The 14,664-nt window shown below is 59.1% G+C and carries 6 protein-coding genes; all 6 read left to right on the top strand.

Annotated elements, in window-relative coordinates:
- Positions 1 to 200: 200 nt before the first annotated feature.
- The 6 genes from HY737_05320 to fabG all read left to right on the top strand — a co-directional run bounded on the left by HY737_05320 (position 201) and on the right by fabG (position 14,644).
- Positions 201 to 9,254: a S8 family serine peptidase gene (locus HY737_05320; protein MBI4597804.1), complete on the top strand. Its 9,054-nt coding sequence runs from the start codon at positions 201 to 203 to the stop codon at positions 9,252 to 9,254.
- A gap of 186 nt (positions 9,255 to 9,440) precedes the next feature.
- Entirely contained in the window at positions 9,441 to 10,706 is a 1,266-nt protein-coding gene (locus HY737_05315) for an ATP-binding protein (protein MBI4597803.1), read from the top strand.
- Between the two features lie 116 nt (positions 10,707 to 10,822).
- Positions 10,823 to 11,200 (top strand): response regulator, encoded by a 378-nt coding sequence (locus HY737_05310; GenBank protein MBI4597802.1) that lies wholly within the window; start codon positions 10,823 to 10,825, stop codon positions 11,198 to 11,200.
- Entirely contained in the window at positions 11,201 to 12,676 is a 1,476-nt protein-coding gene (locus tag HY737_05305; GenBank protein ID MBI4597801.1) for a GAF domain-containing protein, read from the top strand. It abuts the gene before it with no gap.
- Between the two features lie 58 nt (positions 12,677 to 12,734).
- A complete protein-coding gene (locus HY737_05300) occupies positions 12,735 to 13,850 on the top strand; it encodes a response regulator (protein ID MBI4597800.1) in 1,116 nt (371 codons plus the stop codon).
- 53 nt (positions 13,851 to 13,903) lie between these two features.
- Complete coding sequence (gene fabG, locus HY737_05295) at positions 13,904 to 14,644, top strand: 3-oxoacyl-[acyl-carrier-protein] reductase (protein MBI4597799.1); 741 nt, start codon at positions 13,904 to 13,906, stop codon at positions 14,642 to 14,644.
- The last annotated feature ends 20 nt before the right edge of the window (positions 14,645 to 14,664 follow it).

The following is a 14,664-nucleotide window of genomic DNA, read 5'->3' as shown; positions in this document are numbered from 1 at the left end:
GTGGTGGAGTCCAATGTCCATCCCGATCACCGTGTTCACTGCGATGGATGTCATCGCGGCACCTCCTGTCGGTTGGTGCCAGTATGACAGCGTTCAAGCGACCCAGCGTTTTCATGCTATCACCCCCTGCGAGTTCGCCGAAGGCGATGCGCGGCTGTTGGCCGCACCTGCCGCTTCGCGGCAGCCCCGCAGGGAGTGGGATGAGACGACTCGCCGCGCGAAGCTTGACCGGCCTGTTGGGCCTGGCCCTCCTGTTTGGCAGCGGCGGATCGATCAGGGCGGAGAAAACTCCGACACCAACCTCTGGGACGCTTCTTTCAGCAGATCACGACCCCCTTCGAAAGACCATCGCCAATGCCAAGGCCTACGCCCCCAGCCAACTCATCGTCAAGTACAAGTCCTCGGTGACCCAGTGCGTCCATTGTCTGCTGGCCAAGAAGCAGAAGTTCGCGCATGCCACGACCGACGCTTCGGATTCTCTGGATCGGCTCAACCAGCAATGCCAGATCCGTGGCGCGAAAGCGCTCTTCGTCCACCGCTGCGGCAAATCCACGCTGACCGCCCAGGCCGACCAGCGGCGTCAGCGTGATACCCTCCACCGCCAATTTGCCAAACGTCACCGGCGCGTCTCCCAAACCCAAGAAGAAAATCTCCCCGATCTGACCAACGTCTATGTTCTAGATGTGGATCCGAAGCAAGACGTGAAAAAGCTCTGCGCGCTGTATGCCCAGGATCCTCATGTGGAATATGCTCAGCCGAATTACAAAATCATGAAGCGCGATGCTCCCAATGATCCTTTCTACCTCTCCAACAACTCCTGGGGTCAGGGCTATGACGATCTGTGGGGGTTGAAAAAGATCGACGCCGAAGGCGCTTGGGCTTCGACTCAGGGAGCCGGAGTGGTGGTGGCCGTTGTTGATACAGGTCTTGATTACACCCATGCTGATATCGCCGCGAACGTCTGGACCAATCCCGCCGAAGCGAATGGAACGCCCGGAGTGGATGACGACCAGAATGGCTATCTCGATGACGTCCGTGGATGGGACTTTGCCTATGGGGACAACGATCCCAAGGATGGCGAGGGACATGGCACGCATGTGGCTGGGACGATTGCCGCCGCTGGCAATAATGGCATTGGTGTCGTCGGCGTCGCCTATCACGCCAACATCATGGCCGTGAAGGGGCTTGATGATACCGGCTCAGGGTACACCAGTGATTTAGCGAACGGGATTGTCTACGCGGCCAGCAACGGGGCCGATGTGATCAACAACAGCTGGGGATGTAGTGATCCATGCCCCGCCAATCCGACGATTGAGAAAGCTGTTACCACGGCCATGGGGTTAGGATCGGTCGTCGTCTTTGCTGCAGGCAATGGCAATGACGATGTGGCCTTGTACAGCCCGGAGAATATGATCGATCCAAAACCGATCGTGGTCGCCTCCGTGGATCATTTTGATCAACGCAGCACGTATTCCAGTTTTGGGACCACGGTGGATGTGGCAGCTCCTGGTGGTGACAGCGGTCCTGGGTGTTCCGATTTTTCGTCTCAAAATATTTTGTCGCTACGTGCCGCAGAGACTGACGGCTACGCGGCGTGCGGCTCGAATTGGGTCGGACAAATGGTGGTGAGTAACAACTATTATCGTGCGCGCGGCACGAGCATGGCCGCTCCTCATGTCAGTGGCGTGGCTGCCTTATTGATTGCTTCACAACCCGCATTCACGATCAATGATATCAAGGAGCGTCTGGCTGGCTACAGCGTTGAGCGAGGAGCTCCGGGGCATGATCCGCAGTATGGGTTCGGTCGAATCAATGCGCATGAAGCGGTCCGCGGGCAAGCGAACTACCAACTGGCCAGAATTATTTGGCCGCGATCCGGCTCATTGAATGGTCGCACGGTGACCGTTCGCGGTACGGCGGCAGCGAAAGCATTCAATCGCTACGACATTTTTGTCGGCCAGGGAGCCGCGCCCACGGCATGGCAGACGACGGGTGTAACGCTCACAAATGGCGGCACGAGCAAAGTCATTGATGGCATCCTTGGCACGTGGGATGCGTCAAGCGTCAGCAGCGGTGACTGGACGTTCCGTCTTGTGACAGCAGATGCCTTAGGGGTGAGCGTTGAGCATCGCGTGACCATGACGGTTGATCCATCACTGTTGGGTGGATGGCCACAGCAGGTTGGCTATGGCGGAGGCAGCTACAACTCGAGCATGGTGGTGGGCGATCTTGATGGCGATGGAACATTAGAGGTCGTCAGTGGCTCTTACGAAGGGTACCTGTATGCCTGGCATGCGGATGGCATGCGCATGGCTGGTTTTCCGGTCTATGTGGGGGGCTGGAATGGGGATGCCCTAACACCGTCATTGGGTGATGTCGATGGCGACGGCAAGCTCGAGGTTGCTGTCGGTGCAAATTCCACGCATCCCTCGGGGGTGGGTCCAACGCCTGATCTGCATTTGCTTCGATTTGATGGCACCGAAATGCCAGGCTGGCCGAAAACCTCGGCAAATTATATTTCGGATCCGATTACATTGGCCGATTTGGACGGGAATGGCGATCTGGAATTAATCTTCGGAGAAGAAGATTGGAAAGTGCATGCCTATCACCACGACGGGACACCGGTGACCGGATGGCCGGTGAGCGTTGACAATGGTCAAAACGTCTCCGGAGCAGCGGTAGGAGATGTCGACGGAGATCATGGGCCTGAAATCATCATCGCCAACGATGAGCAATTGTATGTGTGGCACGCTGATGGGACTCGGATGCCGGGTTGGCCCAAGATGCTGGGGAATAACGGAATCTCCCAGCCGGTGCTTGCTGATCTTGATGGTGACGGCAAGCAGGACATCATCGTCAGTATCAGTGAGATTGTGAACAACCAGGTGACGTTTGCCTTGCGCGTGTTGCGAGGCGATGGCTCCGCCTTTCCTGGTTGGCCTCAAGCGACGGCGGGGAGCAGTCGATTATGCGTTGGAAATCTCGCGGGAGATGCGAAGCCGGAACTTGTTGCTGTCGGAAACGATAATTATCTGCGAGTGTTCCAAACGGATGGAACGGCGCTTCCGGGATGGCCGCGCAGTTTTGGATTTTCTAATCCAGCCTGGGTCAGCACTTGTACGATCGGCGATATTGATGGAGACGGCCAACAAGAAGTGGTCGTGCCAGCCAGCGATGGTAGCACTCAGAATTTTCTCTACGCATTTCGTGCGGATGGCACCCTTCTTTCCGGTTGGCCAAAATCGCACGTCGATTATTTTCAATCCCCTGCGCTGACGGATCTTGATCGCGATGGCCATGTGGATGTGATCGCGATGGCCCCGTATGAAGGAACCGCGGGCGTCGATGTGTATGTCTGGGGTCTGGCGAGTGCCTACGATTCGCAACACATGGACTGGCCGATGTATGGCCAAAATCCAGCCCACACTTTCCTCTGGAATCCTCAGCTGTCCGCCCCATCGTGCGCTTCTCCGTTGGCGACGTTTGATGCTACGTTACAAACTCCGGCGTGCCGTCTTGGAGGCTGCGCTCGCTGCGACTCCTCAACGTTGCTTGATAGCCGAGGGACCATTGGCGGTAAATCCGAGGCGAACCAACCGAATACGATCGCCTCCAGCTGCGCCGACGGGTTGAGTGGAACGTATCATTCCGACGAAAGCATTGATCAGCTCATTGTGCGGACGGTTGACGGCTCAGCCTTAGCGCCGGGGAAGAATGCGATCGTCGATGCGACGGTGTGGTGCTGGGGAACGAGCGATTATCTGGATCTCTATTACACAGCAGACGCCACGTCCCCGTCGTGGACTCCCATCGCGACAAATCTCCAGTGTGCTGCTAGCAGTCAAACAAAGACGTTCAGTCAATCATTGACGCTGGTGAATGCGCAAGGACTTCATGCCGTGCGCGCCCAATTCCGCTATGGAGGCGCTGCCTCGACGTGTACCGTCGGTTCCTACAATGACCATGATGATCTGGTTTTTCAAGTGGGCACGACCACTAACCGCCCTCCGACCTTAAATCCGATTGGCAACAAAACCATCGATGAAGGGCAGCCTTTCTCAATGACGTTGACCGCAAGCGATCCGGATGGCAATTCGTTGACATTTATCGGAACCAACCTTCCAACGGGTTCGACATTGAACCCGACAACAGGGCTATTTAGCTGGACGCCGGCCTTTAATCAATCCGGCACGTACGGCATCACCTTTACCGTGAAAGATCCCGGCGGCTTATTGGATTTTGAGTCGATCACGATCGTCGTGAAGAATGTCAACAATCGCGCGCCGACTTTAGGGACCGTGAGCAATAAGACCGTCAACGAAGGACAAGTCCTCTCCTTTACTCTTTCGGCGAGCGATCCGGATCAAGATCCTCTGACGTATACCATGAGCCCGACGCCGCAGGGCGCTTCGCTCAATGCAGCGACGGGATTGTTTTCGTGGACCCCAGGGTTTCGACAAGCTGGGACATACCCGGTCACCTTTACGGCCAAAGACCCGTTCGGGTTATCCGCCACGCAAACGACGACGATCACGGTCGTGGATATCCCGAATCAAGCGCCGGTGTTAACGCCGATTGGCAACCGATCCGTAGATGAGGGGGATCCTCTGACGATTGCGCTCTCAGCTACTGATCCTGAGAATGACCCGCTGACATTCTCGGTCACCGGCGTCCTGCCCACCGGGGCGTCATTGACGGCATCGGCAGGAACGTTTTCCTGGACCCCAGATTTCACGCAAGCCGGTAGCTATACGGTGACGTTTCGGGTCAGTGATGGGGCGTTGTTTGATGAGGAGACGATGAGCATTTTCGTCGTCGATGCCACGCCTCGCTTTGTGACCATCGTGGCTCCGAATGGAGGGGAAGTCATCCGAGCTGGGGAAGTCTATCCGATTCGGTGGAAGGGCAATCGCATCGACACCGTGGCCATCATGTTCGAGTGGTGCGATAGTTGCGGGAGTTGGATTGAGTTCAGCCTGCCAGCCGCACCGCTCTACGATGCCGTCCGGGATGAGTATCGATATCTATGGCACGTTCCTTCAACATTCACCACGCTGCCGATGCAAGCAAAGATCGAAATTTGGGGTTTTCAGAGTCAGCGAACGGTCACCGATCAATCAGATAACTGGTTCACCATCCTGGCCAATTTGTATGCGCCGGTGTTGGTTCCTATCAACAGCAAGACCGTGACTGCGGGGAGTCCCATATCTTTTACGCTTGTGGCGGTCGATGGAGACAATGATTCCCTCGTCTATGGTCACAACGGATTACCGACAGGGGCATCGCTGAATGTGTCGACAGGGGTCTTTGGCTGGACGCCAACACCCGAACAAGTCGGCAGCTATCCGATCATTTTTTCGGTCAGTGACGGGCTCGCCTCAGATACGGAAGCCGTTACCATCACGGTGACTGCCGGAAGCCCTCCAACACTTAACCAGCCACCAGTGCTTGCTCCGATCGGAAACAAAACCGTGAAAGGATTAAAGCCGTTGACGTTTACTGTCTCTGCCACCGATTCGGACAGCTCCGCCTTGTCGTTTACCGCCGAGTGGTTACCCGCCGGAGCCTCCTTTAATCCCTCGACACGCGTCTTTTCATGGACGCCGAATCTCCAATTAGGCACGTATCAAATGGCCTTTACGGTCAGCGATGGCGTCTCAAGCGATTATGAAATCATCACCGTCACTGTGGTCGATCCTGGTCCTGAAAGTCTCACCTTTATTGCTCCCGCCGGAGGAGAAACGTTGCATCAAGGCCAATTGTATCGCATTCGGTGGCAGGGGAATCGATTGCTCTCATTTACCATCGGCTACTCTGCCTGTGAGGGGTGCTTGGAGTGGATCAATTTCGATACGCCGGGAACCTATGATCCACTGACAGATCAATATTGGTATGATTGGCCAATCAATATTTCGTCGGGATATTTTCCACTGCCTCGGCAGGTCAAAATTGAAATCATCAGCGGTGGACACGCGTATGATTCCAACCCCTTCACCGTCTTGCCAGCGAATCGCCCGCCGGTATTGGAACCTATTGGGAACAAGATTATGAACGAAGGGCAATTCATCGAATTTGATGTTGTGGCGACCGATCCCGATGGTGACACCGTCAACTATAGCCTCCAAGGCTTGCCTCCTGGGGCCCAATCGGTCTTTATGGAGCAACCGAATAGACTGCACGTAAGTTGGACCCCAACGTATCTTCAAGCTGGGCAATACTCCCTGACCGCAGAGGCCAGAGATGGCAACCCGCCCGATGGCCTCGTCGATCAAGAGACCTTTACGATTACCGTCACCAACGTCCCCCAGCCTCCCGTCATGGACGCCATTGGAAATAAGACGGTTGAAGAAGGGCAGCTGCTGACGTTCAAAATCACCGCCTCAAATCCTAACAATGCAACGCTGCGGTTCTCAAGCGACTCGCTGCCACCGGGAGCGGCTTTACGGGCCGTCAGCGGCGTGTTTACCTGGGTTCCCAGCGCGACGCAGATCGGCACTCGAGAGGTGACGATTACAGTTACAGATTCACTGGGCGAGTCGGATTCGGAAACCATCCTGACCACGGTCACCAGCTCCAAGAGCTGCAAACCTTCAGTGGCCAGCTACGATGCAACGCTGAACGCGCCGAGCTGTGCTTCGTCTAGCTGTGGGTGCGCGAGCGATGCCCTGTACAGCCGAGCCTCGATCAAGAAAATTGCTGAACTGAACCAGCCGAACACGCTGCAGAGCGCCTGTGCGGATGGCGTGTTCGGCGACTATCAAGCGGACGCCAGTGTCGAATGGATCACAGTGCGCAGTCCCAATGGAACGCCGCTGACGGCTGGCGAGACGGCGACGCTTGATGTGGTCGTCTGGTGCTCTTCCAATACGGCAGATAACATCGATCTCTACTACACCTCCCAGGCGAATGCGCCCTCGTGGGTGCCCCTTGCCACCAATGTTAAATGTGTGTTGTCGGGAGACCCGACGGACTTTGCTCCGGGCAATCCCTACGTGGTCTCGCATTCCTTCACGCTGGCTCCGACCGCAGGACTCCATGTCATCCGAGCCCAGAGCCGGTATCAAGGCAGCGCCTCGCCCTGCACCCAAGGAGATTATAACGATCGGGATGATCTCGTGTTCCAGGTTGTGGCTTCGAACCAGCCGCCGGTGCTCGCACCGATCGGCAGCCAGACGGTCGATGAAGGGCAACTGTTGACCTTTACGCTCTCGGCCACCGATCCCGATGGCGATTCGCTCACCTTCGGGGTCATCGGCGGCATCGACACGGTGCTGCCAGGGGCGACGCTTGATGGTGCCACTGGTGAGTTCCGCTGGACACCGACCACAACGCAAGCTGGCACCTACCAAGTGACCTTCGGAGTGACTGATGAGCTCCCAGGCGGTGCGTTAACTTCTCTAGATACCGAAACCATCACCATCACCGTCACCAACGTGCCGCAGCCGGATCTGGTGCTGACCGCGCTCGCCACCACGACCACAGTGGTGCGCCCGGGTGGGGCCTTCTATGCCTCCAGCACCGCCAAGAACCAAGGCACGGCCGGTGCGAGCAGTGTCAAGACGACCTTCGTGCTCTCCAGCGATACGAGCGTGGGCGGAGCTGATGATGTGGCCTTGACCGGTAGCCGAACGATCTCCACCCTTGGCATCGGGCTCAGCAGCGGGGGCAGCGCCACCCTGACGGTGCCCAGCACGACCCCGCTGGGCAGCTACACCCTCTGTGCGGTGGTCGATGCGGCCAAGACGATTCCAGAAGAAGAGGAAGGGAATAACACCCGCTGCCTGAGCACTCCCCTCCAAGTCACTAAGCCGGATCTCGTGATGCAGAGCCTCAGTGGTCCCGCGACCGGCGTGATCGGCAGCCCGATCAGTCTCACCGACACGGTCAAGAACCAAGGGGCCGTCGCCGCCAGCGGCTTCTACGTCGGCTACTACCTCTCCGCGGATGCGGTGATCACGACCGCGGATGCCCGCATCGGCTATCGGTACGTGAGCGGGCTCGCCGCCACTACCCCCAACGGTCCGCTGTCCACCACCGTGACCCTCCCCAGCACGCTGACCCCCGCGACCTACACCCTCGGAGCCATCGCGGATTTTGCTGGGTACAGCGCCGAAACCGATGAGACGAATAATACGTTCCTCGGCACCCAGATCGTGGTCAGCCCCGGCGCTGATCTCGTCCTGACCAGCCTCAGCGGTCCGGCCACCGGGGTCACCGGCAGCCCCATCGCCAGCACCACTACCGTGGCGAACCTGGGCAGTGGCACGGCCGGGGACTTCTATGTGGGGTTCTATCTCTCGACCGATGCCACGATCACCACCACGGATACGTTTCTGGGCAATCGGTACCTGGGCACTCTCGCCATCGGGGCGAGCTCCACCCTGACCACAACGCTGACCATCCCCGCCACCCTCGCTCCGGGCACGTATACCCTGGGCGCCATCGCCGATTACACCAATCGCCGCGCCGAAACTACCGAGACCAACAACAGCCTCGCAGGCAACCAAGTGGTCATCACTCCCGGGGCGGACCTGGTGCTGACCGCCCTGAGTAGTCCCGCGACCGGTGTGACCGGCACCTCTCTCGCTATCGCGAACAACGTCACCAATCAAGGGACAGGCAGTGTCAGCAGCTTGACGATTCGCTTCTATCTCTCGCTCGATGCCACCATCACGACCACCGATGTCTACCTCGGCGCCCGCTCCCTCAGTGGCCTTGCGGTCAATGCGAGCTCGGCAGTGACCACTTCGCTAGCGATTCCCACCACCCTCACCCCCGGCACCTACATCCTGGGGGCCATCGTGGATCCGACCAACCAACGCCCGGAGACCAACGAGACCAATAACACCCTCGCGGGCAACCCCATCGTCATCACCTCGGGCGTGGATCTGGTGATGACCGCGATCAGCGGCCCGACCGCGGCCACGCGGGGCACCAGCATCGTCCTCAGCTCAACGGTGACCAACCACGGGCCAGGCAGCAGTGCCGGCTTCTACGTGGGGCTGTACCTCTCCACCGATCCGGTCATCACCACGGCGGATCGGCGCCTTGGCGCCCGGTGGGTCAGCAGCGTAGGAGCGGCCGGGACTACCACCGCCAGCTCCACCGCCTCCACGACCGTGACCCTCCCCACCTCGCTGACCCCCGCGACCTACTTCCTCGGCGCGATCGCGGACTTCGAGACCGCCAACCGCGTCAAGGAGTCCAACGAGACCAACAACGCCTTGGCGGGGATCCAGGTCACGATCCAGTAACTTCCATAAGTGCCAACGAGCTATTGCGAGGACAACGCTCCCGGCAAGGGTACCACCTTCACCCTCGAATTCCCCGTCGTCCCCGAAGCGCAAGCGGCGTCCAACGCGTAGCTCCCCCGAAATATACAATACGTGTTTTGAAAAATAAGCTTGTTTTTCAAAGTACAATTAGTATATAATTTCTCCATGAATCGATTGATCGAGCCAGTGCTCATTAAGCGCTTGAACACCTGGCGGTCGGTGGCGTTGCTGGGAGCTCGTCAGGTGGGAAAATCTTATGCGCTGCAGCAGATGCTCCACACCCACCCCGGCACGCTCTTTTCACTGGATGATCCTAATGAGCGGCAAGAGGCGGCTCGTGACCCGCTGCGCTATGTCGAACAGCGCTACCGGAAGGGTCGCTATCTCGTCATTGATGAAGCGGCGCGGGTCCCGGAGATCTTTAGCGCGGTAAAAATCCTGGTCGATCGCCATGACCCGAAACCCACCGGCATCTGCTTAGCGAACTCTGGCAATTATTTGCGGCTGCGCAATATCAAGGAATCGTTGGCAGGGCGGGTGAGTCTTGTGTCAATGTATTCCTTGTCGTGGCAGGAACTCGCGAGCTCGAGCCGGCGGCCTGGTTTAGTGAGCCTCTTTGCTTCGGGCCATGCGCCGTTGCGCATACCACGTCCCGCATCATTGACACAGCTGAACCGCCAACGAGAAGAACGGCTGCTCTGGGGAGGGATGCCGGCACCGGCGTTGCAGCCTGAACCAGAGAGTCGCATCTTGTGGGCACGCGACTATGTGCGCACCTATATCCTGCCGCTGGTCGTTGAGCAATTTCACATCAGAGAAAGCTTGGCGTTTGAGCAAGCCGCTCGCTCGATCATGCTCTGTAGCGGCCGTTTTTTCAATGCGAATCAATTAGCCTCCTCGGTGGGGGTCAGTCAACCCACCCTCCAGCACTATGCACATATCTTGCAGGCCATGATGGTGGTGCAGTTCGTCCCAGTGTTTTTCCGGAACCTCAACAAGCGATTGGTCAAGCAGCCGAAAGTTTACGTCATGGATCCGCTGCTCTTAAATCAATCGCTCGATAGTTTTTCGTTCCACCGCGCCATCAACACGCATGAAATCGGACGCCTCTATGAGGTTTTTGTCTTTGCGGAACTCCAAAAAACCATCGCGAACTACGGACTCTTTGCTGAGACATTTACGTGGAGAACCCAAGATCAAGCGGAGGTGGACATTGTCATTTCGGCCCCCAAAGGCTTACTGCCATTTGAAGTCACATGGTCTCAGCGACCCACAAAACGCGATGCCTCGGGTCTGCTGGCGTTTTTGGACGATCATCCCGATGCGAAACATGGCTATATCATCTATCCTGGGCAAACGGTCCAACGGATCACGCCGCACATCACCGCGCTGCCGGACTGGTGGCTTTTTGGCAGTGATGCGCCCATCTAAATCCGCAGACCGGCTTTGGGCTGGAGCGCAACCGGGGCACGATTAGTAAGGACAGCGCGCGGCATCACCAGCCTATCTCGCTCCGCTAAAGATGTAGTATGATAGGAAGGGCTGACATGGCGGGGCAGGCGACGATCGTGGCGATTGATGATGAGGCGGAGTTTACGAGCACCCTCCGGGAGTTTTTCAGCGCGCGGGGCTATACCGTGCACGTGGCCCTGACCGCGCCCACGGGTGTTGAGCTGATCGCCCGGCATCTGCCGCAGGTGGTGCTGGTGGATTTGAAGCTGCCGGGGATGGATGGCGATGAGGTGCTGCAGCTCGTGCGCCGCGACTATCCCGCCACAAAAGTGATCGTGATCACCGCGTACAACGACGGGGGCAAGACCCGCGACCGGTTGCTCGCTTTGGGCGCCTTCGCCCACTATGATAAACCCCTCTCGTCGCTGCGCGACCTGGCCGAAACCGTCAAGCGCGCCGTGGCCCCCGCCTAAATGACGCCGATGCCGAGCCGCCTGACCCCGCGCCAGATCCGCATCAGCAAGGCCGCGCTCTCCATCGTGCTCTATGCCGTGGTGCTGGTGATTCCGGCCGTGGCGTTTTTGTTCACGTTCATCTGGAACCGGGAATCGCTGTCGGGGTGGTGGTGGGTGGTGCCGCTGGGGCTCTTCGGGGCGCTGGCCGTTATCGCGCCGATGGTTTACACCTCGCTGATCGGCCGGCTGGAAGAGGAGCTGTTCCACGATCAGCGCCGGTATCAGCGCACGCTGATCGCGGCCTCCAGCGGCATGACGCGCATCAAGGACTTAGGGCGCCTCTGCCGCATGATCGTCTACACGGTGAATCGCACGGTGCTGCTGGGCAACACGGCGCTGTTTCTCTATGAGCCGAAGGAGCAGCGCTACGTGCTGAAAGCGGGCCGGTATCCGTCGATGATCCCGGTGGGGCAGGTCGTCCCGCAGACCGATCCGCTGACCGTGGTGCTGCAGGAGCGCCGCGACGTGTTGGTGCTCGAGGAGCTGCGCGCGCAGGCCGAGTCGGCGCGCAAGATCGGCGACGGCCGAGCGCAGTACCTGACCGCCATCGAAGCGTGGATGCGGAAGATGGAGGTCAAGCTGATCGTGCCCAGCTTCTCCGGCGAAAAATTGCTGGCGTTTCTGGCCCTGGGCGGCAAGTGCTCCAACGAGCCGTACTCGATGGATGATATGGCGATTTTCTCCAGCCTGGCGAGCCAAGCGGCCCTGGCGATTGAAAACGCGCTCTTCTTCGAGGAGCTGCGCGAGAACGAAATGTACATGGTGCAGTCGGAGAAGCTCGCCAGCCTGGGGCAGCTCGCCTCGGGCATGGCGCATGAGATCCACAATCCGCTGACGATCATCTCGGGCGAAGCGCAGCTCTACCTGGAGCGGTTTAAGGGGCAGGATGCGAAAGTGGATGAGGTCTTACGGAGCATCATCGAAGAGTGCCAGCGGGCGGCGGATATCACGCGGCGGATTCTGCGGTTCGCCAAGCCGGCGGTGGCGGAGCAGGGCACGGTCAATTTCAAGACGACGGTGGAGGAGACGCTCGCCCTGGTGGGCTATCAGGTGCGGATGGATCGGTTTGAGTGCGCCGTCGACGTGCCGGAAAATCTGCCGACGGTGCGCGGCAACCAAAACCAGCTGCAGGAGGTGCTGCTGAACCTGATCCTCAACGCCTGCCAGGCGATGGGGGAGAAGGGCGGCAAGCTGTGGCTGAGCGCCACGACCAAAAACGGGCATGTGGTCCTGCAGGTGAAGGACAACGGGCCGGGGATCGCGCCGGCAGTACAGCGCAAGGTGTTTGATCCGTTCTACACGACGAAGTCGAGCGGCACCGGGCTGGGGCTGTTTGTGAGCCAGCGGATCATCAAGGCGCACGGCGGCACGATTGAGGTGGAGTCGGTGGAAGGAAGGGGTACCTGCTTCACGATCAAGCTGCCGGCTTGCTAAGGGGTGCCGGCATCGGGTAATGTTGTAGTAGCGCGGAGTGCGCGCGGACGGGGGACGTATGGTCAAGCTGCTCGTGGCCGATGACGAACTGAAGATCTGCCACCTCTTGGAATCGTTTTTCGCCGAGCGGGGGTTTAATGTCCTGACCGCCCACGACGGCGAAGCGGTGCTCTCGTGCATCCGCGCGGAGCGCCCCCACCTGGTGTTTCTCGATCTGCACATGCCCGGGGTCAGCGGCCTAGAGATCCTCAAAGAAGCCAAGGCGCTGGACGCCGCGATCAAAGTCATCATCATCACGGCGGTGGAAGATGAGGAGACGATTCAGCAAGCCCGCCTGCTGGGGGCCGCCGACTATGTGATCAAGCCCTTCAGCCTGGAGTATCTCAAAGAAGAAGTGCTCTCGAAAGTGAGCACGTCGCTGTACGAGGATCTGCGCCGCGCCAACGAAGACTTAAAGAAGTCGAACGATGAGCTGCGGCGGATCACGCTGGGCATCGTCTCGGCCTTTTCCATGGTCGTCTCCAAGATCGACCCCCATTACACGCATGAGCATGTCTCCCGCAGTGTGGAGTATGCCGGGCGCATCATCAGGCAGCTGCGCGGCATGCAGCTGCCCTCGCTGAAGACGGTGAGCGATGAGGTGCTGCTGGCGGGGAGTCTGCGGCACGACGTCGGCAATATCTTCACACCGATAGAGATTTTGTTTAAGCCCGGGCCGCTCTCGGATGAGGAGTGGCGGATCATGCGGCAGCATCCGGTGGATGGGGCCGAGATCCTCGAGCAGATTCCGGAGCTCGCCGAGATGGCCAAGATCGTGCGCTACCATCAGGAAGCCTACGACGGCTCCGGCTACCCCGAGGGGCTCAAGGGCGAGGAGATTCCCATCGGCGCTCGGATCGCCACGGTGGTGGATGCCTTCGATGCCATGGTGACCGACCGGCCGTATCGCAAAGGCATGACGGTGGAGAAAGCCATCGAAGAGCTGAAGCGCAACCGGGGCACCCAGTTTGATCCGCACGTGGTCGACGCGATGATCGCGCTCTATGAGGTGGGCGAGCTCAAGCCCGCGTGCATGCCGGATCCGGTGCATTCGGCCCATTCGCTGGGCACCAACGGGGCCCCGCCCCTCGCCAAGACACCGCACGACCACACCCCTCCGAAAACATCGTCCTAATTCAGCGATAGGCGCTTGTCTTGGTCATGGCAAATACGTATAATGCAGCGGTCATGCCGCTCAACACCCAAGTCGCCATTGTCACCGGGGGCGCCCGAGGCATCGGGCGGGAGATCGCGCTGGTCCTGGCTGGGCAGGGCGCGGACGTCGCGCTCTTTGATGTCCATGCGGAGCAGCTGGAGGCGACGACCGCGGAGCTGCGCGGGCTGGGGCGGCGCGCCGAGGGATTCGTCGTCGACGTGACCAACGGTGCCGCCGTGGATGAGGGTGTCGGGAAAGTGCTTGACAAGCTCGGACGAATCGATATACTCATCAACAACGCGGGCATCACCAAGGATGGATTGCTCATCCGCATGGATGATGCGCAGTGGGATCGGGTGCTGAATATCAATTTGAAAGGCACCTTCCTCTGCACCCGGGCCGTGGCCAAGCACATGCTGAAGCAGCGGCGCGGGCGGATTGTGAGCATCGCGTCAGTCGTCGGGATCTTTGGGAATCCAGGGCAAGCCAATTACGCCGCCTCGAAAGCCGGCATCATCGGCTTTACGAAGGCGGTGGCCAAGGAATTGGCCAGCCGCGGTATTACGTGCAACGCGATCGCTCCAGGCTTCATCAAGACGGAGATGACCGAGGCGTTGCCGGAAGACGCCAAGCAGCGGCTGATGAGCGCGATTCCTCTGGGCACGCTGGGGCAGCCCCAGGACGTTGCGCAGGCGGCGCTCTTTTTGGTCAGCGATGCGGCCCGCTACATTACCGGCCACGTGCTGGTGGTGGACGGCGGCCTCGCGATGTAAGATCGAGAACCAGCCCCGCT

This window comes from Candidatus Omnitrophota bacterium (genome assembly GCA_016209275.1).
In the GTDB taxonomy this organism is placed as follows: Bacteria; Omnitrophota; Gorgyraeia; order Aquiviventales; family Aquiviventaceae; genus JACQWM01.
Note: the sequence above shows the minus strand (reverse complement) of the source record. Positions and strands in the feature narration are given on the sequence as shown.